This is a genomic window from Dickeya poaceiphila, from assembly GCF_007858975.2.
Classification (GTDB): domain Bacteria; phylum Pseudomonadota; class Gammaproteobacteria; order Enterobacterales; family Enterobacteriaceae; genus Dickeya; species Dickeya poaceiphila.
Window position 1 is genome coordinate 3,151,414 of record NZ_CP042220.2, and the last position, 24,302, is coordinate 3,175,715.

Consider the following 24,302-nt stretch of genomic DNA (forward strand, 5'->3'; position numbering starts at 1 on the left):
CAACCTATCAGTAGTACGGCGGGATGCTAATGATTAGTTAGGGTGACTGACCAGCCCACCCGCACCGTTGCCTGCGCTGAGCAGCGGCATAGCAGAAGCAGACTGTACGTTTCTCAACACCCACACCCGGCCATAATGGTTGTAGAACCCGGCGGCGTGTCCGGCTTCCGGGCCAATCCCCTGATAGATATCGAAATGTTGCCCTTTAATCGCGCCGCCCACATCCAACGCGACCATCAGGCGCATCTCATATTTGCCGGTAAATTTGCCCTGACTATCCAGCAGGGGAACTTCCGCCAACAAGGTAGTGCCTGCCGGTATCAGCGAACGGTCAGAGGCAACAGAAGCACGCGCTACCAGCGGCACCGCGCTGGCCCCTTTCACAGGCATTGACGCCATCGGTTTAAAGAACACAAAAGAAGGATTCTGCACCAGCAGTTCCCGTACCTCCGCCTCGGTATGCCGATCAGCCCACTTCAGAATTGCCTGCATCGACATCTCTTCTTTTGGCACTTCGCCACGATCAATCAGTACCTTGCCGATACTGCGATAGGCATGGCCATTTTTGCCGGCATAGCCAAAAAAGGTTAACGGGCTGCCATCGCCGAAATCCACATAACCGCTGCCCTGCACTTCCATCATGAAGTTATCCATCAGCGAGTTGCTCCAGGCGATGGCCAGTTCATTGCTCAGTGCGCCGGAATAAATGGCGGCGCGATCCGGCAGGCGACCGTTTTTACGCACTCTGGGCATGGCATACAACGGGAAGCGGAATTCGCCCTGACGATAGCGACGCGCCTGCACCACCGGGGTGTAGTAACCGGTAAACTGCACATTGCCGAAGCTATCGACGCCCTCCATCTGCCAGGCGTTAAGACCGAATTGCGCCAGATGACGCGTGTCGCCACCCGCCTGAATCCAGTTCTGGATGGCCTGAAAAATATCGCGGTTACGGGAATAAAGGCCGGGAGAGGACGCCTGAATCTGGCTAACTTGCTGAGAAAAATCGACTGCGTTCACCGGTTTACCATTAGCGTTCGGTGCATTCACCCACTCCAGCGGCTGATCAAGACGGCCATCTTTGTATTGCTGGCCGCGATCACTGGGGCGAGTCTGACAGCCTGCCAATATAGCGATAACGACCCCGGTCAACACGTATTTCCCCCACCATCCTTTCATTTCCGTGCTCTCTTTTACATGATTGTGAAACCACGCAAAACGATAGCAAACAGACGGGGGGAATAAAACGTATCGCGCCCAAACGGGTCACAGCAGTCTAAAAAACCAACACAATGGCGATAAATGCACCACCTGTAGATAAAAACGTAAACTATTTAAAAAAAGAGGTTGCATCAACGCAAACGCGGAGTATAGTGCGCATCCACGGACGCGGGGTGGAGCAGTCTGGTAGCTCGTCGGGCTCATAACCCGAAGGTCGTCGGTTCAAATCCGGCCCCCGCAACCAATTGATGTACCAGCATCATATAAAGAAAGAAGACGGACGCGGGGTGGAGCAGCCTGGTAGCTCGTCGGGCTCATAACCCGAAGGTCGTCGGTTCAAATCCGGCCCCCGCAACCAATAATCAGACACCCGAACGGGTAATGCCGATCGTTTAAGGATCGGTTGACCGATCCGGTGGCTGATGTAAAAAGGGTTCATGTCTTCACATGGACCCTTTTTAATGGAACTTTCACAGGCCCTCGGCATTATCAATCTTACCGCTCCCGATGAAGTTCAGAGTCTTGCCGACCTCCTTTCCCCCGACCTTATTCAGCAGGCCTTTACCCTCACGGATACCGTGACGCTACGTAAGCGTAAGCTTCCCCTCGAATCCATGGTCTGGCTGGTTATAGGTATGGCTATTTTCAACAACAAGCCTGTGTCCCATATCGTCAATCTGATGGACATCGCTGACCGGACTGGCAGACCTTTTACCGCACCCAGCTCCGTCATTGCCCGCCGCAAAACGCTGGGTGAGGATGCCATTAGAGTGCTGTTCGAACTGACACAACAGCACTGGCATGAAGAATCCCGGCATCCGCTCTGGAACGGGCTGACGCTGAACGCCGTTGATGGCGTGGTCTGGCGAACGCCCGACACACCGGAAAATGCCGCTGCCTTCGCGAAAGCGGAAAATCAGTACGGTGAAAAAGGCTTCCCGCAGGTCCGCATGGTGTGTCTGATGGAACTGAGCAGTCACCTGCTGCGCGCCAGCGTGATGGGCCGGTATGACGTTAATGAGATGCGGCTGGCGGCAGGACTGGCAAAGCAGGCACCGGATAATAGCGTGACGTTGTTCGACAGGGGCTTCTGGTCAACAGGCCTGCTGCATGACTGGCACAGGGCAGGTGAGAACCGCCACTGGTTGTTGCCGCTGAAGAAAGGCACGCAGTATGAGGTGATACGCAGACTGGGCAGGCAGGATGAACTGATAACGCTGAAGACCTCGCCACAGGCAAGAAAACAGTGGGAAGGTCTGCCGGATGAGCTCACTGTCCGGTTAATCAGCAGGAAGGTTAACGGTGTGGAACGTCAGGTTGTCACATCGATGACGGACGCGATGCGTTACCCGGCGGCAGACATAGCAGAACTCTACAAACACCGGTGGGAAATCGAACTGGGGTATCGTGAGGCGAAGCAGTTCCTGTGCGGCAACCGCTGGACGCTGAGAAGTAAATTACCGGAGATGGTGAGACAGGAGCTGTGGGGGATACTGCTGACATACAACCTGGTGCGGTATCAGATGGTGAAAATGGCGTTCAGCCTGAAAGGAGATTATCTGCCGTATCAGCTGAGCTTCAGCGGTTCGGTGGCAGAAATCATGCGGCTGTTAATCGGGCTGCCATGGTCCTCACCGGGAGCAGTGCCGGGACACCTGAAGCACTTCTACAGCAATGCCGCGATGCTGAAACTGCCGCCGAGACGGGAGCGGGAGTATGAAAGAGAAGTGAGGCAAAAAAAGCCCAAATACCCTTTTAAAAACAATGCCAGTCACCTTAAGTGACTGGCATTACCCGAACGGGTGTTTTTTTATGCCCGTCGTTCAGCCAGTGCCAGCACGACAATCAGCGCGCCTGAGCCGCAAAATAAGACTTGATCCCCTCCAGAATGGATTGCGCGACCTGCTGCTGAAAATGGCTGGTACGCAGTTTACGCTCCTCTTCAGGATTGCTGATAAATGCCGTTTCCACCAGCACCGAGGGAATATCCGGCGCTTTCAACACCGCAAATCCAGCCTGATCGACGCTGTTTTTGTGCAGATGATTGACCTTACCCAACCGATGCAAAATTTCCTTACCGAATTTCAGGCTATCGTTGATGGTCACGGTTTGCACCATGTCAAACATGGTGCTGTCCAGATAGTGGTCACCGCTCAGGCTGACGCCCCCTATCAAATCAGATTCATTCTGGGTTTGTGCCAGATAACGTGCCGCCGAACTGGTCGCGCCTTTTTTGGATAACGCAAACACCGAAGAACCACGGGCAGCCCGGTTACTAAACGCATCGGCATGAATGGAAACAAACAAATCGGCACGCTGCTTGCGCGCTTTAGCCACCCGCACGTTGAGCGGAATGAACACATCTTCATGACGGGTCATGTAGACCTTCATGTTGTGCTCACGCTCAATAAGCACTTTCAGGCGTCGGGCAATTTGCAGCACCACATCTTTTTCGCGGGTTCGGTTTTTGCCGATAGCGCCGGGGTCTTCGCCGCCGTGTCCCGGATCCAGCATGATAACCAGCGGCCTTTCTCGCCCCGCTTTGCCGTCTTTGGGCCTTTCCGGCACAAGCATCCGCTCCAGATCACCTTTATTGTAATCCTCCAGCAACGCCAGCAGCGGGTCATCAGCATCATCGTAACGGCTGGCTGCGGGATACAAATCCATCACCAGACGGTTTCGAAAGCCGGCGACCGGTGCCAGCGTAAACAACCTGGGATTAACCTTTTGTCTTAATTCCAGCACCAACCGCACGGTATTTTTGTCGAACTGCCCGGCGCGCGCCGTCCTGATGACGGGATCTGGTCGCTCGAATTGCTGGCCTGCATTTTTCAGCACACTGTTTAACGAAACGTTTTCAATATCGACGACCAGTCGATCAGGATGTTCCAGCATGAACTGGCGGTATTTAAGCGGTTGGCTCGACTCCAGCATCACACGGCTATAAGCGGAAGAAGGCCATACCCGCACAGCAATCATCTGCGAGGCGGCAGCCAGCCCAATGCCACTGACACTCAGTAACCAGGTGGCGGCGGCGCCCTGTAATAAATGGCGACGGGTCAGATGGTGCTTCAGATCAGACATGTCACTCCATTAATGGCTAGAGAAATCATAGAGATTGATGAAAATGTAAAAAACTTTAACCAATACACATCGGGCTGTCATGCAAAAATCATTTTTATGTTTTCTACTGTGATAGACAGATTTCTCTAAACTATCGGACCAGACTAAAAAGTTATCGCTTGCCTTTTGGTTTACGAGGAATAAAAATACGAAAATATCGAATAAAAATGCAAAGAGGGCTCGCAGTGAAGGAACGTAGTACAGAACTGGTTCAAGGCTTCCGCCACTCAGTTCCTTACATTAACGCACATCGCGGTAAAACGTTTGTCATCATGCTCGGCGGCGAAGCTATCGAACATGAAAACTTTACCAAAATCGTCAATGATATCGGGCTGTTACACAGCCTGGGTATCAAGCTGGTGGTGGTTTATGGTGCTCGCCCCCAAATCGATGCGAATCTGATGGCCCATCACTATGAACCTCGCTACCACAAACATACCCGCGTGACAGATAGCACCACGCTGGAACTGGTGAAACAGGCCGCAGGCATGTTGCAGTTGGATATCACCGCCCGGCTGTCGATGAGTCTGCTGAACACGCCGCTACAAGGCGCACACATCAATGTAGTCAGCGGCAACTTTATCATTGCCCAGCCGCTGGGCGTTGATGATGGCGTCGATTACTGCCACAGTGGCCGCATCCGCCGTATTGATGAAGAAGCGCTGCATCGCCAGTTGGACAGCGGCGCGATTGTGCTGCTGGGTCCGGTGGCGGTTTCCGTGACTGGCGAAAGCTTCAACCTGACCTCCGAAGAAGTTGCCACTCAACTGGCTATCAAGCTCAAAGCCGAGAAGATGATTGGCTTTTGTGCTTCTCAGGGGGTTACGAATGCCGAAGGCAGAATTGTGTCAGAACTGCTGCCGGATGAAGCACAACAACGTATTCAGTCACTGGAAGACGCCGGCGACTACAATTCCGAAATCGTACGTTTCCTGCGTGGTGCAGTGAAAGCCTGCCGCAGCGGAGTACGTCGCAGTCACCTGATTAGCTATCAGGAAGATGGTGCCTTATTGCAGGAACTGTTCTCCCGCGACGGCATCGGTACCCAAATCGTGATGGAAAGCGCCGAGCAAATACGCCGGGCGACCATTAATGATATCGGCGGCATTCTGGAACTGATTCGTCCGCTGGAACAACAGGGTATTCTGGTACGTCGTTCACGCGAGCAATTGGAAATGGAGATAGACAAATTCACTGTGGTGGTGCGCGATAACCTGACTATCGCCTGTGCCGCGCTCTATCCATTTACGGAGGAGAGTATCGGTGAAATGGCTTGTGTAGCGGTCCACCCGGAATACCGCAACTCATCGCGTGGCGATCAGCTGTTGCATCACATCGCCGTACAGGCGCGCCAGCAGGGGCTAAAACGCCTGTTTGTGCTGACTACCCACAGCATTCACTGGTTTCAGGAACGTGGGTTCCAGCCAGCGGAAGTGGCTGTGTTGCCGAAACGCAAGCAGGAGCTGTACAACTACCAGCGCCGTTCCAAGATTCTGGTCACCGACCTGTAACGTCAATTGTAACCTCAGTAACAACGCGTGGCTCATCGCCACGCGTTACTCACTTCTTCCCGTCTTGATTCTCGCTTTTGTCTCTCTGGCACATGTCTCCCGACACAGGCCTATTATCTCTCACCCATTCTTACTGGTTTTCCGTCTTTTTTTGCTCCATCGGTTTTAGTGTCAGCGTCCGTTGCAGCGCGGAAGTTGATGCATAGAATTGCCATTCTGGTGGTCGGGCATAATCCGCCGCCTGGCCGCTGGCACGACCAGAAATCTGAGACAAAATCGCCAGCCCCTGTGGATGTATCGCCTGCCGGAAAAAGTCCGTTAACTGTGTGGACGAAATGGACGCCAACTGCCCGCTCAACTGCTGGCGGGTATCGAAAGCAAAATTCTCTCGCTGCAAATCGCCACGCAAACGGGCTGCCTCTTCGCTCAATGTTTGAGGTGGCTGGCTGAGCGAATTGATAAGTCCTTGCTTGTTTTGAGCGAACGTTTCTGCACTCATGCTATTCAGGCGCTGTTCCGCCTTGCCAAAAAATTCCTGATAACGTTGATAGAGGTAAGCCGGTTGCTTACTGTTGCTTTGCAGCAGGAAACCGATCCCCCACTGGTGATCGATAGAGACAGGAGTAGCAAATACGGCATACCCCAGCTGTTCATCAGTACGCAATTGATTAAAGAACCAGGGATGAATGATCTGCCCCAGCAGCTTGCTGTAAGCGGCGCTCTGTATCTCGCTATATCCCGCAGGAATGTATACCGCCGCCAGCGCAGAATCAGTACTGCTGCCGCTGCGCTGCAATATGGCGCGCTGTGACTGGCTGATATTGAGAGATGGCCCACGCCACCATTCGGTGCCGCCGCAGCCAAGACGCACATGCAGGCTGTGCGATAAGCTGACCACCTTATCCTGCTCCAGATTGCCGACCACCAGCATTTCCGGTGCAGCCTGCTGCAACAAGGCCTTGCGGTATTCCATCAGTTCCTGCAACGTAATGTCTTTCAGTAAATTACGCCGCTCGTCTCGCTCGCTATACGGCACGTTCGACAGCCCTTGAATCGGGAACATCGCCTGCTCATAAGCTTTGGCCTTCTCAGCCGCCTCCAGTTGTTCGATATACCAGGATTTCGCCTGCTCCAGTTGCTCTTGCGTCGGGGTGAAACTGGCATACTGCTCCACCAGCGTCAGTAATAACTCAGGCAAATGCTGGGTATAGCCACTGGCCGTCATCACCAACCCGTCATTACTGCCGGTGGAAAAACTGATTCCCCCCACCGATGCCTGATAGCTCAACGCATCCAACGCGACGCCAGCCAGATAATCATTCAGGGCAAATAACACCTGATGGCGAGCAGAATCGCTCGCCATGCGGTTACGCAACATCAGCGTAATCTCAGCTTTGGGTTCACTGGCGAAATAACGGCTGGGCATGTAAAACACACGCAAACCCGGCTCTTCGACAACTTTCTTTGGATGTGTGATGGCGGCATCCGCAGCAATCAGCGAGAAATTATCCGGAATATAGGGATTAGGCGTCGGCAAGCTGAGCGACAGCGATTGTGCCGTTTTCCGCCACTGCATCATCTGTGCATCGCTGATCTTGTCCACCTGATAAGGGGCACTGACAAAGTAGGCTTCTTTATTATGAGGCTGTTCCGGGCTTATCACCCAAATGCGCGCATTTTGCGGCGTCATAGCTGACAACCGGGCGTTTATCGCCTCAGGATCAAATTGATCCGCCAGATAGGGACCTTCAAGGGTATATTCCACCGGTAATCGCAGCATAGTATCCGCCAGCCACTCCACATATCGCATGTCGCGGTTAAGAGAGGGGTAACGAAAATCAATATCCAGCACTCGTGAGATTTCATCGAAGTAACGCGGCTGAATTCCCTCCTGGCGCAGTTTTTCCAGATAACTAAACACACCAGCAATCACGTTATCCTGCTGATCCAGGCCCTTGTCGGTCAAATCGACGCTGATATTGAATACGCCGCTATTACGCTCAGACATCGGGTCAGCGCTGGCGCTCACCGACTCGGCCAGCCCCTGCTTCTGCAACCAGTCAGAAAGCGTGTTCTGGCTACGATTACCGATCAGATAACTGATGTAGGTATCTGTTTTACTGCGAAACGCCTGGCTGTTGTCATCGATCCGGAATTCAATCTTCAACTGCTTTCGCGGTTGCGCCGGAACGTAATGAATGAATAGCCCGCGCTGCCCATCCGTCACTACCGGTGCGGTAATCGGCGGTACGCTGACCTGACGATTAGCAATTCGCCCAAAGGTCGCGGCAGCAATAGTAGCCAGCTCCGATAACGTCGATTTACCGTAAATCACGCCTTTCATCAGGTTGGCGGAGTAGTAGCGCTGGTAGAAGTTCACCAGTTCATCGTGCAGCTTGCTGCCGGGCTTATCGCTGAGGGTTTCCAGGTTGCCACCGGCAAAGCGGGAACCAGGGTGCGCTGGGTTGATGGTTTCAGCCTCTACCTGCGCCATACGCAAACCATCACGGGCGCGGGCCATAGTCAATTCCGCATTTACCGCGTGACGTTCACGATCAGCATTGATCGGGTCGAGCAGCGGTTCGGCAATCGCATCGGCCAGCCGGTCAACCGCAGGTTGCAATGCATCATTTTCCACTTCAAGGTAGAACGCGGTACGGTAAGATGCCGTGCTGGCATTGTGGCTGCCGCCGTGCATTTTCAGAAATTCGGCCAGCCCATCCGCCTGTGGGTAGCGTTTCGACCCCATCAGCAACATGTGCTCCAGATAGTGAGCCAGCCCCGGCTGCTGTGGCGGGTTATCCAGCGAACCAACCGGTAACGCCAGCGCCGCCAGCGAACGCGTGGCCTGCGCATCAGACACCAGCAGAACCGTCATACCGTTATCAAGCTGTATCGCCTGATACTGCCGAATATCATTCTCACTCTTTCGTATTGTCTGTGGCAGTGGCTGCCAGCCATCCGATGCCTGACTGTTCGGAAACCAGAAAAACAACAGCAGTACGCTTAACCAAACACAAGATTTCCGCATCAACATCTCCAGAGGCGTTATTCAGGCTAAAATATTACAGACTAAAGGGTGCGGCGTTGTTCAACAGCATCCAACGCATCACAAAACCAGCGACTAAGAACCGCACGATAGCGATAGGGCGTTACCACAGTCACCGTTACGCGGCGACAACCCGGAGGATAGGGTTGCTCGGTTCGGTTCATTCCCCATCCTGCCGGAATGTTCTGCGGCACGGAAACGCTGCCCGCGTTTTCCTCTTCCAGTTGCTGATGTGCTAACCGCCATGCCTGACGCTGCTGTACCTGATGCAGCAGCGATTGTTGAAGTATCTGATGATATTGCAATAAACCTGCCAGCGAAACCGCGAATAATAGTGCGGCGACCAGTGTTTCCGGCAGACTGAAACCGGCGCAAAATCCATAAAGTGGCATTTTTTTACACCGGGTCACAAGCCAGCTCCGCCGTATCGGGGCAAAAATCCAGCCACCCGCCCACGATGGGTCGAATTACACCATCAGTCGCCACAGCATCAACCATGACCCGGTGATAAAACACCAGCGGTTGCAAATCACCGTTGATCTTTCCTTCGGCACGCAGCAGCCCTACCTGGTCTGTCCCGTTCTCCCCAGTCACCCGCAGGCAGGCGCGGAGTTGCGCCGAAGGCTGAGTCTGACACTGCCACTCGTCGGTGACGTGCCATCGCAGCCCCATTCCCCAGTTCAGCGCCGACAGCCCCTGATTAAATGCCTGCCAAAAGCGTTGCTCGTCAATACCCTGTTGCACCTGAATATCCAACTGGCGTTGCAATCCACCCAGCATCAGCACGCCTGTCATCATGATCAGCATGACTATTACCAGTATGCTGCCCTGCTGCTGCCTATCCTGCATGGTTTCTCCCTGTCACCAGACTATCAACCTGTTGCCGACGTGTCGGATATGCAGTCCAGTATCCCTCCAGCAACACCCGATAACGTGGTTGGGCGCCAGCAGTCTGCTTTGTGACTTCAAAACGGGCAATGGTTACTTCACTGGGATCCAGCCACTTTTCCCAACGATTTCCCTGGCAACGTGGGCCACCCGTTTGTACTTCCAGCGCGCCATCGCGCAAGCGGTAGCTGAAAAACTCCGGCTCCGACTGCTCCCCAGTTTCCCAGCGACCATTGCGGTTAACGTCGTAAGCGACCGACAGACAACTCACTTGTTGCATGGCACTCGTCTCCAGCGTCAACGCCGCGCCGGGACAGCGGCCAGCACAAAAACCGGCGCGCCGAATATCTTTTTCTATGCCGAACAGCGCCTGACTCAGCAAATGTTCCAACCGTATCAGGCTGGCGCTATCCTGCGTCTGAGTTCGCAACAATGGCAGCAGCTGCGCTACCGCCAGCATAATCAGGCTCCCCATTCCCATCGCCAGTATTACTTCCGGCAGGGTAAATCCACCCATGGCCTTCCCGGTTACTCTGTTCAGCATAACGGGATGCCCTGCACAGGCCGGGATTCGCTGCAAAGGCGCAAGCGCCCACGCGCCGATATCACCAGCCTCACCCGTCCAGCCGAATTACTCAATGTGAGATGCCCGGCCTGTGCTGCATTACGCAAGCCGTAAAACACCACCTGCTCGCTGGTAGTTTCGACGAGCGCGACATCCTGCGAAGCGCGGGTAAAAACGAACGCGTTTTCTGGTGGACAGGAAGCCGGTTCGGGACCGCTCCCAATACACCAGTTGCCGCCTGACGACGTTAACCACAGACTTTCCGTCTGATTGCGCCAGTAGACGCCAGCCTGAATGCGCCCCATGAACGCCAGCAAATGCCGGGCGTGTTGTTCCAGCATCAGCGCCTGACGATAAGCCAGCCAGTTGTAAAACCCACCGCCTGTCAGCAATGCCACAATAGCGATCACCACGATTAACTCCAGCAGGGAAAAACCCTGTTGCCGCCCGTTAGTTATGTTCATGACGGCCATTCTAGAGCGCGGTATCAGTATGAATAGTATTGAAGAGCGCGGTTGCGAGACGTCTCGCAGGCAAGATGCCGGGCAACAGCAACCTACAAACAAATTGCACGGTGGCTCGCAAATCAGGAGATAAGAAAAACCGCCCATCGGCAGGAGGCCCCGACGCAACAGGAAACGATTATTTCCATTGTCCGCGGCATCCGCCTTTGGGCGGTGATATCAGAACAGGAAGACAGGCTTAGACGGCTACCGGAGCCTTGATGGCAGGGTGCGGGTCATATCCCTCAATCTCGAAATCTTCAAACCGGTAATCAAACAGCGATTCAGGACGGCGTTTGATCACCAACTGGGGCAAAGGACGTGGCTCACGGCTGAGCTGCAGGCGCGTCTGTTCAAGATGGTTGTTGTAGAGGTGAGTATCGCCACCCGTCCAGACAAAATCTCCGACATCCAGCTCGCACTGCTGCGCCATCATATGCACCAGCAGTGCATAACTGGCAATGTTAAACGGCAGACCAAGGAAAATATCGCAGGAGCGCTGGTACAACTGGCAGGACAATTTACCGTTCGCAACGTAAAACTGGAAAAAAGCGTGACAGGGCGCCAGCGCCATTTTATCCAGCTCGCCCACATTCCAGGCAGAAACAATGATGCGGCGGGAATCCGGATCTTGCTTCAATTGTTGCAACACCGTTTGCAACTGATCTATCTGACGACCATCCGCCGCTCCCCAGGCACGCCACTGTTTGCCGTAAACCGGCCCAAGGTCGCCATGTTCATCCGCCCATTCATCCCAAATGGAAACCTTATTGTCATGCAGGTAACCGATGTTGGTATCGCCGTTCAGAAACCACAGCAGTTCATGAATGATGGAACGCAGATGGCAGCGTTTGGTCGTTACCAACGGAAAACCATCCTGCAGGTTGAAACGCATCTGATGACCGAAAATCGATAACGTTCCCGTGCCCGTGCGGTCATTCTTGGGAGTTCCTTCTTCGAGCACTTTTTTCATCAGTTCCAGATACTGTTTCATACCACCTCTATCTACGTAATTTTATCAACAATCACTGCCGGGCAGACTGGCGGCGATAGGCCCAGACCATCATCAAAATGCCGGCCAACACCATTGGTATCGACAGAATTTGCCCCATGCTGACGCCGCTAAACAGTCCCAATTGCGCATCCGGCTGACGGAAGAATTCCACAATAATGCGGAACGAACCGTAGCCTATCAAAAACAGGCCGGACACACTGCCCATCGGGCGCGGTTTGCGAATGAACACATTCAGAATAATGAACAGCACTACCCCTTCCAGCGCCAGCTCATATAACTGCGAGGGATGACGAGGCAGCACGCCGTATTGATTGAAAATCGCCTGCCACTGCGGGTTGGTGGCGACCAGCGTCATATCTTCGCTGCGTGAGCCAGGGAACAGCATCGCCCATGGCGTATCAGTCGTGACGCGGCCCCACAGTTCACCATTGATAAAGTTCCCAAGACGCCCGGCACCCAGGCCAAACGGAATCAGCGGAGCAATGAAATCAGATACCTGGAAGAAATGACGTTTGGTGCGATGGGCAAACCACAGCATAACCGTAATAACACCCAATAACCCGCCGTGGAAGGACATGCCGCCATCCCACACCCGGAACAGGTAGAGCGGGTTATCCAGAAACAGAGGGAACGCATAAAACAGCACGTACCCCAAACGCCCCCCCACAAACACGCCGAGGAATCCGAAATAAAGCAGGTTTTCCACTTCGTCTTTATGCCATCCGCTACCCGGTTTACTCGCCCGCCGCACCGCCAGCCACATGGCAAACACAAACCCGACTAAATACATCAACCCATACCAGTGCAGGGAAACCGGCCCTATTGAAAAAATCACCGGATCAAATTGGGGAAACACCAGATAGCTCGTCGTCATCGATCACCACATTGTCGTTGCTTTGTCCCTGAATTCAGGGCGATTCAAAGGGCTGAGAAAGGCAGGAACTCCGTCAGCCGTCCGCGGTTGCGCATGATAGCATAGCCAGCAGAAACAGTTGGCGGTGAGGGAATAAAAGAACTGTAAACATTTCCGGTATGTGAAAATGGGCCGACGCTGCGTTTAGCGCCCACCCCGAATCAGGCCGCCTAATCCACGCTCTTCAATGAAAATCGACGCCCATTGACGCACTTCGCTGGCGGTTTGCGCTTTAAGCACCTTGTCCGCCAGTTGGCGCGCTTCCTCTTCGCCTATCCGGCGCAACAAATATTTGATGCGGGCGACACTGCGTCCATTCATGCTCAGCGTGCGGTATCCCAGGCCGATGAGCAACAATGCGCCGATTGGCTCGCCCGCCATTTCGCCGCACACCGAAACCGGCAGTTGGTAATGACGGCACTGAGTAATAATCATATTCAGCGCCTGTAGCATTGATGGATGCAGGTTATCGTAAAGGCTTCCAACATGTGGATTATTGCGATCCACCGCCAGCAGATACTGGGTCAGGTCATTGGTACCGACGGAGACAAAATCGATGCGAGACGCCAGATGCGATAACAGGAACAACACCGACGGCACTTCGATCATAATACCAATGCGTGGCCATGGCAGCGCAAAGCCCAGCATTTCCGATACTTCCACCGTAGCACGTGCGATCAACCGCTTTGCCTCATCGATCTCATCCAGGCTGTTGATCATCGGTAATAAAATACTCAGGTTCCCGATATGTGCGTTGGCGCGCAGCATGGCACGAACCTGAATCATGAAGATTTCCGGCTGATCGAGCGTGACGCGAATGCCGCGCCAGCCCAGGCAAGGATTCTCCTCACTGATCGGCAGATAAGGCAACTGTTTGTCCGCACCGATATCCAGCGTACGCAACATTACCGGGCGGGTGGGGTAAAGCCGCAACATGCTTTCATATTGCGTCATCTGTTCCTCTTCCGAGGGGAAACCGCTTTGCAGCATGAATGGAATTTCAGTGCGATACAGCCCGACGCCGTCTACCTGATTAATGAAACGTTTCTCATGCTCGGCGCTTAGACCGGCATTGAGCATCACATCCACCCGCTCACCGCTTTTCAGCACCGCCGGGCGTTCCATGTCATCTTCCGCCAGCCGGGTAAGCTCGTGTTCCTCACTCAGCAGACGCTGATACTCCTGCACCAGCACGGGTTCCGGGTCTACCAGCAGCTCACCGCGATAGCCGTCCAATATCAGCAGTCGCTGGTGCAACAGATCAGGTTGGATATCAGCGCCCATCAGCGTGGGAATGCCCATCGCCCGCACCAGAATAGCAGCGTGGGAATTGGCTGCGCCGTCATAGGCAACGACACCCGCCAGACGCTCCTGCGGCACCTCCGCCAGCAGCGTGGCGGTCAATTCGTCCGCGACCAGAATAAAACGCTCCGGCCACTGGCCGTTGCTTTGAGCATTGTCATCAAGATGAAACAGCAAACGCTGCCCCAGCGCCCGCAAGTCGCTGGAGCGATCACGCAGGTAGGGGTCCTGCAGGCTGGCGAACTGGGCGGCAAACCGTTCGATCACCACTTTGACTGCCCATTCGGCCACACTGCCGGTATCCACTTCCTGAAACAACTCGCGTTTGAGGCGAGCGTCATTGAGCAGGTGGGAGTAAAAATCGAATATCGCCGCGCTTTCTTTCTGGGCACTGGCGCTGAAACGCTTGCTGAAACGGCGAAACTCCGAGCCAGCGTCTTCCATCGCCACCAGCAGCCGGGATCGCTCACTATCACTGTTCAGACTGGAAGCCGGAAACACCAGTTCCAGCGACGGCTGACTACGGTCCTGCCAGCCGGGAGCAATGGCTACACCGGAAGACGCTGCCATCGCCTTGATACGCGTCTGTCGATATTGCCCGAACAGCGCCTTCATCTGTGATTGAGACAGAATGGCCGCCATCTGGGTAGCCAGCGTCACCATGAACGATTCTTCGTTTTTGTCGAACTGTCGGTGCTCGCGTTGCTGTACCACCAACACGCCCAGCAGTTGGCGCCTATAGATTAACGGCACGCCCAGAAAGGAACGAAAGTGTTGTTCGCGTACGGCGGGAATGAATTTGAAACTAGGATGACTTTGCGCATCCGCCAGATTAATAGGCTCAGCCCGTTCGCCTACCAGGCCGACAATCCCCTGACCGAATGCCAGCGTAATGGTACGACCACGTGGTTTTTTCAACCCGCGCGTCGCCATCAGGTAATAACATTGACGATCATGATCCGCCAGATAGATAGAACAGACTTCCGTATCCATCGCCAGACAGGTTTCATTCACCAGAATGTCCAACGCATCACTCAGCCGGGCCGCGGCCGCAACCTTTTCAATAATTTCCCGCAGTCGCGTGAGCATCATGATGTGTCGGATTATCCTCGTTTTCGTCTGATTCCTGATGACATTCGGGTAGCCGAATTCTCCTGTAGCTGCATCACGGCGATGACAAACTCCTTCATCACCTTTCGATAAACATCACGTTTGAAAGACACGACCTGGCGTACCGGATACCAGTAGCTCACCCAGCGCCATCCGTCGAATTCCGGGGTGCCGCTGCTTTGCATGTTGATGTCAGATTCATTACACATTAACTGTAGCAGAAACCATTTCTGCTTTTGGCCGATACATACCGGTTTTGTATCCCAACGCACCAAACGTTTTGGCAATTTATAGCGTAACCAGCTTCGGGTGGAAGCCAGGATACGAACGTCCTTTTTCCGCAGCCCCACCTCTTCGAACAGTTCGCGGTACATGGCTTGTTCCGCGCTTTCTCCGGGATTAATTCCCCCCTGAGGAAACTGCCAGGAGTGCTGGCCGTAGCGACGGGCCCATAACACCTGACCCTGCCGATTACAAATTACAATACCAACATTCGGGCGGTAGCCATCATCATCGATCACCGGACTACCTCGATAAACTAGAATGCAAAGATGTCTCGATTGTTTCACACTCCTGACAGACGGTAAACTCCCGCTTTACATCCCTTTTATTGATACCGTTTCTGACGATTGCATCACGTGTTAATCGTTCCGTCATCCCGACCATCGCTGATAAAACGTCGTTAACCCACAGATAAAATCGAAGTTATGAACATTCACCTGATAATTTTACCGGTTTATTCACTTTTTCTGTGGACATCTTTGTGAAGAACATCATGAAAAAGTGCGCAAAACTCATTTCAATTTTTATGCAATTGTGATGACCCGAACAAAATCACCCTGTCCTTTCAATCAATTACCCCACTCCCCAGCGTGTTTCCTCCCCCCCTCTATGAACAACATCCGCAGAGGTTCTCAGGATGGCGAAAGATCGCACTACGTCGGTTTTATCCACAGGCGATAACGAAAAACCAGCCAAAAAAACAGCAAAACCAGCAAAAGCACCGTCCGTCAAGGCTGTAAATCAAAACAGTAATCCTGAGTTATCCCTGTTATCCCAAAAAACTGTGGATAACATAGTGTAAAATCCTGTTTATTGTCGGTGTCTTGTCATGAACAAAAACCGGCGAGGTTTTTCTCACCATGCATCGCGAGATAAAAATCATAAAAAAATCATGCTATTATTATTTCCTGCCTGAATAACTGAATACCTGATGTTATCCTCCGCCATGGCTGTGTTTTTTTTAATCACCTTGATTATCAGTAACGGATACGCAATACATGCAGACGCAACCACCCACCCTCCATCAAACGCCGCCGGACAGTGAACAGGCTTTGCTGTTGCGGGCACAGGCGCTGGCTGGTTATTCGCTGGCAGAGTTGGCGCGAATCGCCCAACTACCGCTGCCCGCCAACCTTAAGCGAGATAAAGGGTGGATCGGCGTACTACTGGAGCGTTTCCTGGGTGCCAATGCCGGCAGCAAGCCGGAGCAGGACTTTCCCAATATCGGGGTTGAGTTGAAAACCATTCCAGTGGATGAACAAGGGCGACCATTGGAAACGACCTTCGTCTGTGTAGCGCCGCTCACCGGAAACAGCGGCGTAACCTGGGAAAGCAGCCATGTACGTCATAAGCTGACCAGAGTACTGTGGATTCCGGTGGAAGGTTCGCGCCCCATCCCGTTGGGGGAACGCCGTATCGGAGCACCATTGTTATGGAGTCCCAGTCAGGAAGAAGAGCAGCAGTTACGGCAAGACTGGGAAGAGCTGATGGATTTGATCGTGCTTGGCAAAGTAGAAAGCATCACCGCACGTCACGGCGAAGTGTTGCAATTGCGCCCCAAAGCCGCCAACAGCCGGGCGCTGACCGAAGCGATTGGCGAACATGGGCAGCCGATTTTGACGCTACCACGCGGTTTTTATCTGAAAAAAACCTTCACTACACCGCTACTGACCAGGCATTTTCTGCTGTAATTCCTTCCGGGACAAGCACAACCTAATTCCTCTTGCCTGTACAACTGCAGGCCGTAGATAATAGTCATTTACATTTCGTTTAAGGATGCACTGAGATAATGCTCGATTGGATCGCAGACCCTAATGCCTGGCTGGCGCTGGGGACACTCACCATACTGGAAATCGTACTTGGCATCGACAACATCATCTTTTTGTCGCTGGTCGTCGCCAAGCTTCCCAAACAGCAACAGAACAAAGCTCGCCGTATCGGCCTGATGGGCGCGATGCTGATGCGCCTTGGCCTGCTGGCGTCCATCGCCTGGGTTATAAAACTCACCAATCCGCTGTTTAGCGTATTCGGTCAGGAAATTTCCGCCCGTGACCTGATTCTGTTCCTCGGCGGCCTGTTCCTGATCTGGAAATCCAGCAAAGAAATCCACGAAACGATTGAAGGCGAAGCAGAAGACCACACCTCGCAGGTACATTCCTTCTTTGGCGCTATTGTGCAGATCATGCTGCTGGACATCATCTTCAGCCTGGATTCGGTGATCACCGCCGTGGGTCTGTCCGACCACCTGTTCATCATGATGGCAGCCGTCGTCATTGCCGTCGGCATTATGATGTTTTCCGCCCGTCCTATCGGCGAATTTGTTGATCGCCACCCATCGGTGAAAATGCTGGCGTTGTCATTCCTGATTCTGGTGGGCTTTACGCTAATTCTGGAAAGCGTTGATATTCATGTACCTAAGGGCTACATCTACTTCGCCATGTTCTTCTCGATGGCAGTGGAAGCACTGAACCTGATGCGCGGCAAGAAATCCACTAAAAGCCACTAAAAGCCACTAATTCTTGTGCGGGAAATGGTCAATGCGCCATTTTCCGCACCATACTTACATAGGTTTTTCATTTTTTTACCATAAATCCTAACTTCACCCGCACGGCGCTTTGCTAGACTGGGAAACATTCAGTTTTTTTGCTAAACAACAGGTACATTCAGTATGCGACTCCGGATAAAAACCGCCATGGCTCTGACGGTTATCATGCTGCTCTCCGGCTGCGCCAGTCATTATGTTATTGCCACCAAAGACGGCCAGATGCTGCTGACCAAGGGAAAGCCCGTGTTGGACCCGTCCACTGGACTACTCAGTTATACTGATGAAGATGGCGTGCAGCACCAGATCAACAACGACAACATTTCTCAGGTGATCGAACGATAAACCGGTTATTCATATACTCCCCCCCGCCGGGCAGATGTAGCAGCATGTTGTCTGCCCCGCCATTATCCTCATGTTGCTTTGTCAGTCGCTGAAACTATTTTTAAACTATTTTTACCCGCATGATGCCCGGCCTTCCCGCACAAAGAGCCTTCCCCCCTCGCCACGGCTTGGTTATAGTCAAATTTGCGGCGTTGTCGCACCCGCGTTACTCAGAAGAATAAAAAGGAAACTGCAATGCTCTATCACCGTATTCCCCATAGCAGTTTGGAAGTCAGTACATTGGGTCTGGGTACCATGACCTTCGGCGAACAAAACAGTGAGGCGGATGCCCACGCTCAGTTAGATCTCGCCATTGCCGCCGGTGTTAACCTGATTGATACCGCCGAACTCTACCCGGTTCCACCACGCCCGGAAACGCAGGGACTGACGGAAAGCTATATTGGTTCATGGTTGAAAAGCCGCGGTGGGCGCGAAAAGCTGATCATCGCCAGCAAAGTCGCCGGACCAGTACGTCTCAACGACAGCGGCCTGCGTCCGCAACAGGCGTTGGATCGCAAAAATATCCGCGCCGCACTGGACGACAGCCTCAAGCGTCTGAACACTGACTACATTGACCTGTACCAGTTGCACTGGCCGCAGCGTCAGACCAACACCTTCGGTAAGCTAAGTTATCAGTACAGCCAGGAAAAACCCGCCGTCACACTGCTGGAAACGCTGGAGGCGCTGAACGAGCAAGTGCGAGCCGGTAAAATCCGCTATATCGGCGTGTCAAACGAAACCCCATGGGGCGTGATGCGCTATCTGCAGTTGGCGGAAAAGCACGACCTGCCGCGCATTGTTTCTATTCAGAACCCTTATAGCCTGCTCAATCGCAGCTTCGAAATCGGTCTGGCGGAAATCAGCCAGCATGAAGGAGTGGAACTGCTAGCCTATTCGCCGCTGGCGTTTGGCACCTTGACGGGAAAATACCTGAACGGCGCGAAACCAGCAGGCGCACGCAATACACTGTTTAGCCGCTTTGTGCGCTACTCTGCGCCCCATACCCAGCAGGCCATTGCCGAATATGTCGCACTGGCGCAAAAGCACGGGTTAGACCCGGCGCAAATGGCGCTGGCGTTTGTGCGCCAGCAACCGTTTGTCGCCAGCACCCTGCTCGGTGCCACCACGCTGGAACAGCTAAAAACCAATCTGGATAGCCTGAATCTGACACTTGACGAAGACGTGTTGACAGAGCTGGAAGCCATCCATCGTCGGTTTACCATTCCCGCCCCCTGATGTTCGTGAACTGCGCCTTCCCGGTAAAGGAAGGCGCAGTACTCACCATGTTATACGCTCGATGTCACACGATCAGAACGCCATGCTAAACAACGCCTGCGCACTATCATCCTTAACCCGGCTGGCGCGATCCCCCTGATATCCCAACGACAGGTGAGCACTGTGAGAGAAATCCACCGTGACGCCAGCCCGCATCAGTCGGGTATTATCCGCCAGCGGCAGACCTTCGGTAGTGAAAGTATCTCCGCCGGAAACAAAGCGTAGCCGGACCTGATTATCATCATGGGTTAAGCGGTGCTGATAGCCGAAATCCCCATACAAGGATACCGGCAGGCGTGACAATGGCTGAACTTTCAGACGCAAACCGCCGGTCGCAAAAGCGGCGCGGGTGGTGTCTTTCTCAAACGCCAGCGACGCACCATTTCCCTCTTCCTGTCCGCTTTGATTTTGCAGCCAGATCCAGGCAGCATTACCATAAGGCTCCACACTGAAGGTTTCAAAGAAATCAAAATGGTGGCTGGCTTCAACGAACCCTTGTGCCAGACTGGCGCGATAATCCCCCGTCACCTGACCATTCAGCCCGGAGACATTGATGCCGCGTTGGCTATCGAGGGTGATATAGCTGTAACTGAGTCCCGATCTCAGATCGAGCATCATCGCCCGATCAGACAGGTAAACGCCGGCATGGTAGGCGTTAAGATCGCCGCGAGATGCACGATCATCCATCGTGATCTGACCTTTTTCCGCGCCAACGGCAACCCCCAGCGTACCCTGCTCACCAACATGCCGGCCATTGCCAAGCAGCAAACCGTAGCCGTTGTATTTCATACCTGCTCGTATGCCGTCTCCATCTTGTTGACCATCATATCCCCAGCTACTCACCCAAGGCTCTGCACCTTTGCCCGCCCCCATCATGGTGCTGTTCAGGGTATCGCGCACCGCGCGGCTGTTGCGAATCAGCGCATTGCGTGCTGTGGCGTAGAATTCGCCATTCAGATTATCAAAAGCACGCCGGGCGCTGTCGGCATCCTGCTGGTCGGCAACCGCGCTCAGCACCGCAGTACCCGACTGGTTGTCGATAGCATTCGCAACCGCACTCTGGTTAGCCGTTTGCGCCACGTCGCTAAAGCGCACGTTGTTACGCACCACGTTGACAAACGCGCCTTGCGAGCCATAAGTCAGTGCATCAGTCAAAAACAGCGAATTATTGGCCGACTCCAGCTTATCGAACACACCGGTTAACGTGCCTGCTTTCACCAGCGCAAACCGGTCCCCCAAATGCCCGCTGCCCTGCCCAACCAGCTTCACCGTGCCTGCCAGTTGAGCATTATTGACCACTACCAGTTGGTCGGCATTACCTTGCTGGTCTATCTCAACTTCATAAATGGAACCGGGGTCAAAGCGTACATTGCCAACCGTGAGTGTTCCGATTGAATTGCCGGGCGACAGTGTGCCGCCATTCTGCACCACCACTGAACCGTTGATGGTGCCGTGCCCACCCAGCACAGCGCCGGACTGCACCCAGGCGTCACCCGCCAGCTGTCCGGCATCGCCGGCGACCTTGCCAACAATCAGTTTGCCTCCTTCCACCACAGTCGGGCCGGCAAAGGTGTCATTCCCCGTCAGGTATAGCGTGCCAGCGCCTTGCTTACGCAGGCCAACATCCAGCCCGGACAACACACTGCCGCTGGCGGTATTTTTCACCTGACCGATATCGTTGCTCCAGGTGCTGTCTACACCTTTGGTATCAATAGCATAGAGAGCATAATTTCCACCAAATGTGCCGCTACTGAAGTCGCTGTCTACCAGACGTTTAGCGTTCAGCAAGCCGGGGCCTTGTACCGCTTTAAACGCATTAACTACGCCCTGCCCAAACAACGCCTGATAGTCGCTCTGCGACATCACGTTAATATTCTGATCAGTGGCGGCGCTCAGAATCGCGGCCCGAACCTGATCGTCCGTCATACTGTTATATGGACTTTTAATTTTCAGCGAGCTTATCAACGTGGTCAGTTCGTCATCGGTAAAGGTAATACCGGTGTGGGTTGCATAGACTTTGACGGCTGTACCGGTCAGCGACTGATTTTCATCATACTGTTCGTTAGCCAGCACCACCGCTTTAGGCAAATTGTTGCCGGTAAGCGGCGTCGCGGTGGACAGCAGTACATCCGCAATTTGCTTGCCGCTCATGTAGGGAAACGCCTGACTGACCAGCGCACCAACGCCGGCGACATAAGGTGAAGCAAATGAGGTGCCGCTGACCCGGAAATAGGTATTGTTGGTGGATGGCGTAATGATGTTGACGCCCGGCGCCAACAGGCTGTAATCGGTCGCGCCCTGTGCCAGATTGCTGAAGGTAGCGATAAATGCCGCGCTGCTGGTGGGCTGAGACGGATCGAACGCCATGACGTTAATCCAGGTATTGGCGATATTATCCTGAAGATGGTTATTATCCAGCACGGTGGGCAATGCGGAAAACAATGTCGGCGTCAAATGCCCTTCGTTCCCGGCAGACATCACCATTAACTGCCCCTGGCTGGCCAGCACATTCGCCGCACTGACATAAGCGGGAACCACCGTATTTAACAGCAAATCCTGCATGGCGGCAGAATACGAGGAGATCTGGTCAGGATAAAACAGAAACCCCCAGCTGTTGCTGATGATTTTCACATCCGGGCGATTGGTCATATCCACCATGCCTTGCAATAAGTCACTGATGGAATTATCCGTTCCCAGCGTTAACAGATTGGAATTATAGGCAATGCCCTGTACGCCGACACCATTCCTGGCCGCGCCAATCACCCCGGCTACCCAATAACCGTGTGGGCTGGCGCTGCTGGGATCACTGATCCAGTGTGAACCGGCATCCACTTTTCCATTAAACTCATCATTACTGGATAAATCGCCGACGCGGTTAATAATCCCAACCGTCACATCTGCGCCGCTATATCCCATGGCATAAGCTTCAGCGGCATGAATGGAATCCAGCGCAGCGCCATCACGCATATATTCAGGCGTGCGAAAATCATCAGCGGTAGCAGCCAGTGCCGGATGTAATACAGAACCCAATTGAGCCAGCAGCAAGCCGGCAATCAGCCGTCTTTTAAATCGCACTTTATCCAGTCGTTGCCTGCTGTGATAAAAATCTATTTTTATTCGGTGAGACATCACCGATTTTTTGACATAAGAAAACCTTAACGTATTAAACGTCATGCGCATATGACACATCCTAAAATATAAAGAAAAACAAAACCTCAATAAGCGGATCGCGCGATCCGATAATTAAGCATTACGGGTGCGTTTTATATGCTGCGTAGGAAATACCGTTTTATACCCGTCATACTTCAAGTTACAGGTGCGTTGGCTGCGCTCAGTCATCCGAATCACTTACCTGAGTAAGCTCATCGGGATTCCTTCCCTTGCCGCGTTACAAGGCTCAATGAGCCTTGCCCTGAAGGGCCAACGCGCTGCGTTGTTCAAAACGCAACGCGTTTTGTCCTGAAACTCGAATTATTTAGGGTATATACGATATATCCGTCATACTGCAAGTTGCAGGTGCGCCAGCTGTCGCCAGCAACATTCAAAATGCAATGCATTTCTCCCTGTAACCTGAATTATCTTTGGTATCTTCCATGATTCAGGAATACATTATTTTTACTTTCACGCCATGATGTTATTTCATATACGAAAAGCAGTATTCCTTGAAGTTATCTTTACACAATGAAAATGAACAAAACAAGCCTTTTAATTTACAGTTTTATGAATTACATAAAACCAAAATCAAAATGAAACATATGGAATTAAAATAAAACAAAAATAGATGAAAAGATTAATTTTTATAAAAAATGTAACTCATTAAAATCAAGAAAAATCCTAAAAATAAAAAAGGCGAATACACAATAATGCATTCACCCTATTTAAATAAAGGTTATTTGATTGACAGCAATAACATCTGACGCTGATTTTCCAGTGAAGTCACCCGATTGCAGACATCGTGACCAAAACGCTGAAAATCCGCTTCCTGATTTTTCCACTCAGTCTGAATGGCTTGTTGCAAACCGCCCAGATTACCCATCATCGCCTGCAACGGATTACCGCCGCCACCCAATTGTTTGACACCCATTTCATTGAGGCTATCTTGCAAGACACCGCCCATCGTTCGCTCGACAATCTGCTGCCCATCCTGCTCAACCTGCTTAATCGCCTGATGATGAAAGGTCAGGCCATCACTGCGATGCTCGATAATCCGGTTCATCTGCTGTTTTAGCTGCTCATCCAATGTGCCAAGCCGGTTACGCACATTACTGTCGCTGCCCAACTGCTGCACAATGACCTTGTCCAGCGCCTGACGCGCTTTTTCCAGATGCTGTTTTGCGCCTTCATCAATCCACGGTAGTTGCTGGCGCAATTCAGCCTGATACGACTTAGCCTGCTGGCGCTGTGCGGCATTGAGATTCAGTGCGCTACCGTTGCTCAGTACATCACCCTGCGGCGAAATCTGTAAATTGCCGCTGGTGCCGACCACTTTCACACTCTGTGGGCTGATAATGATGTCATCCTGGGGTTGAACCGGGCACTGATAGGCCGCTTGTGCTTGCCAGGCCAGTAACATCAATGCGCCTAAAGTTATTTTACGCAACATAAAGACTCCTGAAAAA

20 protein-coding genes and 2 tRNA genes are annotated in these 24,302 nt (G+C 52.9%); 9 read left to right on the forward strand and 13 right to left on the reverse strand.

Features of this window, described 5'->3' with window-relative positions; translation table 11 throughout:
- Positions 1–33: 33 nt before the first annotated feature.
- Complete coding sequence (mltA, locus tag Dpoa569_RS14005; protein WP_042869105.1) at positions 34–1,179, reverse strand: murein transglycosylase A; 1,146 nt, start codon at positions 1,177–1,179, stop codon at positions 34–36.
- A gap of 209 nt (positions 1,180–1,388) precedes the next feature.
- Here mltA and Dpoa569_RS14010 point away from each other — a divergent pair.
- From Dpoa569_RS14010 to Dpoa569_RS14020, 3 genes are all read left to right on the forward strand, one after another.
- Positions 1,389–1,465 (forward strand) — tRNA-Met (locus Dpoa569_RS14010).
- Between the two features lie 37 nt (positions 1,466–1,502).
- Positions 1,503–1,579, forward strand: a tRNA-Met gene (locus Dpoa569_RS14015).
- A 103-nt stretch (positions 1,580–1,682) separates the two neighbouring features.
- Positions 1,683–3,005 carry an IS4 family transposase gene (locus Dpoa569_RS14020; protein ID WP_102800868.1) on the forward strand — a complete coding sequence of 441 codons (1,323 nt, stop codon included), beginning with the start codon at positions 1,683–1,685 and terminating at the stop codon, positions 3,003–3,005.
- Positions 3,006–3,066: 61 nt separating this feature from the next.
- Here the strand turns inward: Dpoa569_RS14020 and amiC are convergent, their stop codons facing one another.
- A complete protein-coding gene (amiC, locus tag Dpoa569_RS14025) occupies positions 3,067–4,305 on the reverse strand; it encodes an N-acetylmuramoyl-L-alanine amidase AmiC (protein WP_042869103.1) in 1,239 nt (412 codons plus the stop codon).
- Positions 4,306–4,529: 224 nt separating this feature from the next.
- On the opposite strand from amiC, the gene argA reads away from it, so the two are divergent.
- Positions 4,530–5,855 (forward strand): amino-acid N-acetyltransferase, encoded by a 1,326-nt coding sequence (gene argA, locus Dpoa569_RS14030; protein WP_042873827.1) that lies wholly within the window; start codon positions 4,530–4,532, stop codon positions 5,853–5,855.
- 130 nt (positions 5,856–5,985) lie between these two features.
- Here the strand turns inward: argA and ptrA are convergent, their stop codons facing one another.
- The 9 genes from ptrA to rppH form a co-directional block, all read right to left on the reverse strand.
- Positions 5,986–8,886, reverse strand: a complete 2,901-nt coding sequence (gene ptrA / locus Dpoa569_RS14035) for a pitrilysin (RefSeq protein WP_146411480.1) — start codon at positions 8,884–8,886, stop codon at positions 5,986–5,988.
- Positions 8,887–8,927: 41 nt separating this feature from the next.
- Positions 8,928–9,296 (reverse strand): prepilin-type N-terminal cleavage/methylation domain-containing protein, encoded by a 369-nt coding sequence (locus Dpoa569_RS14040; RefSeq protein ID WP_042869100.1) that lies wholly within the window; start codon positions 9,294–9,296, stop codon positions 8,928–8,930.
- Between the two features lie 4 nt (positions 9,297–9,300).
- Positions 9,301–9,753 carry a YgdB family protein gene (locus Dpoa569_RS14045; RefSeq protein ID WP_071604284.1) on the reverse strand — a complete coding sequence of 151 codons (453 nt, stop codon included), beginning with the start codon at positions 9,751–9,753 and terminating at the stop codon, positions 9,301–9,303.
- The gene (locus Dpoa569_RS14050) at positions 9,743–10,336 is read right to left on the reverse strand and encodes a prepilin peptidase-dependent protein (protein WP_042869098.1); all 594 of its coding nucleotides are present in this window, start codon (positions 10,334–10,336) and stop codon (positions 9,743–9,745) included. Before Dpoa569_RS14050 ends, Dpoa569_RS14045 begins: the two co-directional genes overlap by 11 nt.
- Entirely contained in the window at positions 10,330–10,821 is a 492-nt protein-coding gene (locus Dpoa569_RS14055; RefSeq protein ID WP_042873825.1) for a prepilin peptidase-dependent protein, read from the reverse strand. The genes Dpoa569_RS14050 and Dpoa569_RS14055 overlap by 7 nt, the downstream gene beginning before the upstream one ends.
- Positions 10,822–11,059: 238 nt before the next feature.
- A complete protein-coding gene (gene thyA / locus Dpoa569_RS14060) occupies positions 11,060–11,854 on the reverse strand; it encodes a thymidylate synthase (protein ID WP_042869096.1) in 795 nt (264 codons plus the stop codon).
- Positions 11,855–11,885: 31 nt separating this feature from the next.
- Positions 11,886–12,749, reverse strand: a complete 864-nt coding sequence (gene lgt / locus Dpoa569_RS14065; RefSeq protein ID WP_146411483.1) for a prolipoprotein diacylglyceryl transferase — start codon at positions 12,747–12,749, stop codon at positions 11,886–11,888.
- Between the two features lie 183 nt (positions 12,750–12,932).
- On the reverse strand, positions 12,933–15,179 hold the full coding sequence (gene ptsP / locus Dpoa569_RS14070; protein ID WP_042873824.1) for a phosphoenolpyruvate--protein phosphotransferase: 2,247 nt from the start codon (positions 15,177–15,179) through the stop codon (positions 12,933–12,935).
- Between the two features lie 14 nt (positions 15,180–15,193).
- Positions 15,194–15,721, reverse strand: coding sequence for an RNA pyrophosphohydrolase (gene rppH, locus Dpoa569_RS14075; RefSeq protein WP_042869094.1), 528 nt, complete (start codon positions 15,719–15,721; stop codon positions 15,194–15,196).
- 398 nt (positions 15,722–16,119) lie between these two features.
- On the opposite strand from rppH, the gene Dpoa569_RS14080 reads away from it, so the two are divergent.
- The 5 genes from Dpoa569_RS14080 (at position 16,120) to Dpoa569_RS14100 (ending at position 19,644) form a co-directional block, all read left to right on the forward strand.
- A complete protein-coding gene (locus tag Dpoa569_RS14080; protein ID WP_155683840.1) occupies positions 16,120–16,284 on the forward strand; it encodes a hypothetical protein in 165 nt (54 codons plus the stop codon).
- Between the two features lie 196 nt (positions 16,285–16,480).
- Positions 16,481–17,173: a DNA mismatch repair endonuclease MutH gene (gene mutH, locus Dpoa569_RS14085; RefSeq protein ID WP_042869092.1), complete on the forward strand. Its 693-nt coding sequence runs from the start codon at positions 16,481–16,483 to the stop codon at positions 17,171–17,173.
- A 98-nt stretch (positions 17,174–17,271) separates the two neighbouring features.
- A complete protein-coding gene (locus tag Dpoa569_RS14090) occupies positions 17,272–17,988 on the forward strand; it encodes a TerC family protein (RefSeq protein WP_042869090.1) in 717 nt (238 codons plus the stop codon).
- Between the two features lie 162 nt (positions 17,989–18,150).
- Entirely contained in the window at positions 18,151–18,369 is a 219-nt protein-coding gene (locus tag Dpoa569_RS14095) for a YgdI/YgdR family lipoprotein (protein ID WP_042869088.1), read from the forward strand.
- A 234-nt stretch (positions 18,370–18,603) separates the two neighbouring features.
- Positions 18,604–19,644: an NADP(H)-dependent aldo-keto reductase gene (locus Dpoa569_RS14100; RefSeq protein ID WP_042869086.1), complete on the forward strand. Its 1,041-nt coding sequence runs from the start codon at positions 18,604–18,606 to the stop codon at positions 19,642–19,644.
- A gap of 72 nt (positions 19,645–19,716) precedes the next feature.
- Here the strand turns inward: Dpoa569_RS14100 and Dpoa569_RS14105 are convergent, their stop codons facing one another.
- Both Dpoa569_RS14105 and Dpoa569_RS14110 read right to left on the reverse strand, forming a co-directional pair.
- Positions 19,717–22,758 (reverse strand): autotransporter domain-containing protein, encoded by a 3,042-nt coding sequence (locus tag Dpoa569_RS14105; RefSeq protein WP_227983044.1) that lies wholly within the window; start codon positions 22,756–22,758, stop codon positions 19,717–19,719.
- A gap of 814 nt (positions 22,759–23,572) precedes the next feature.
- Positions 23,573–24,286 carry a YggN family protein gene (locus Dpoa569_RS14110; RefSeq protein ID WP_042869081.1) on the reverse strand — a complete coding sequence of 238 codons (714 nt, stop codon included), beginning with the start codon at positions 24,284–24,286 and terminating at the stop codon, positions 23,573–23,575.
- Positions 24,287–24,302: the final 16 nt, after the last annotated feature.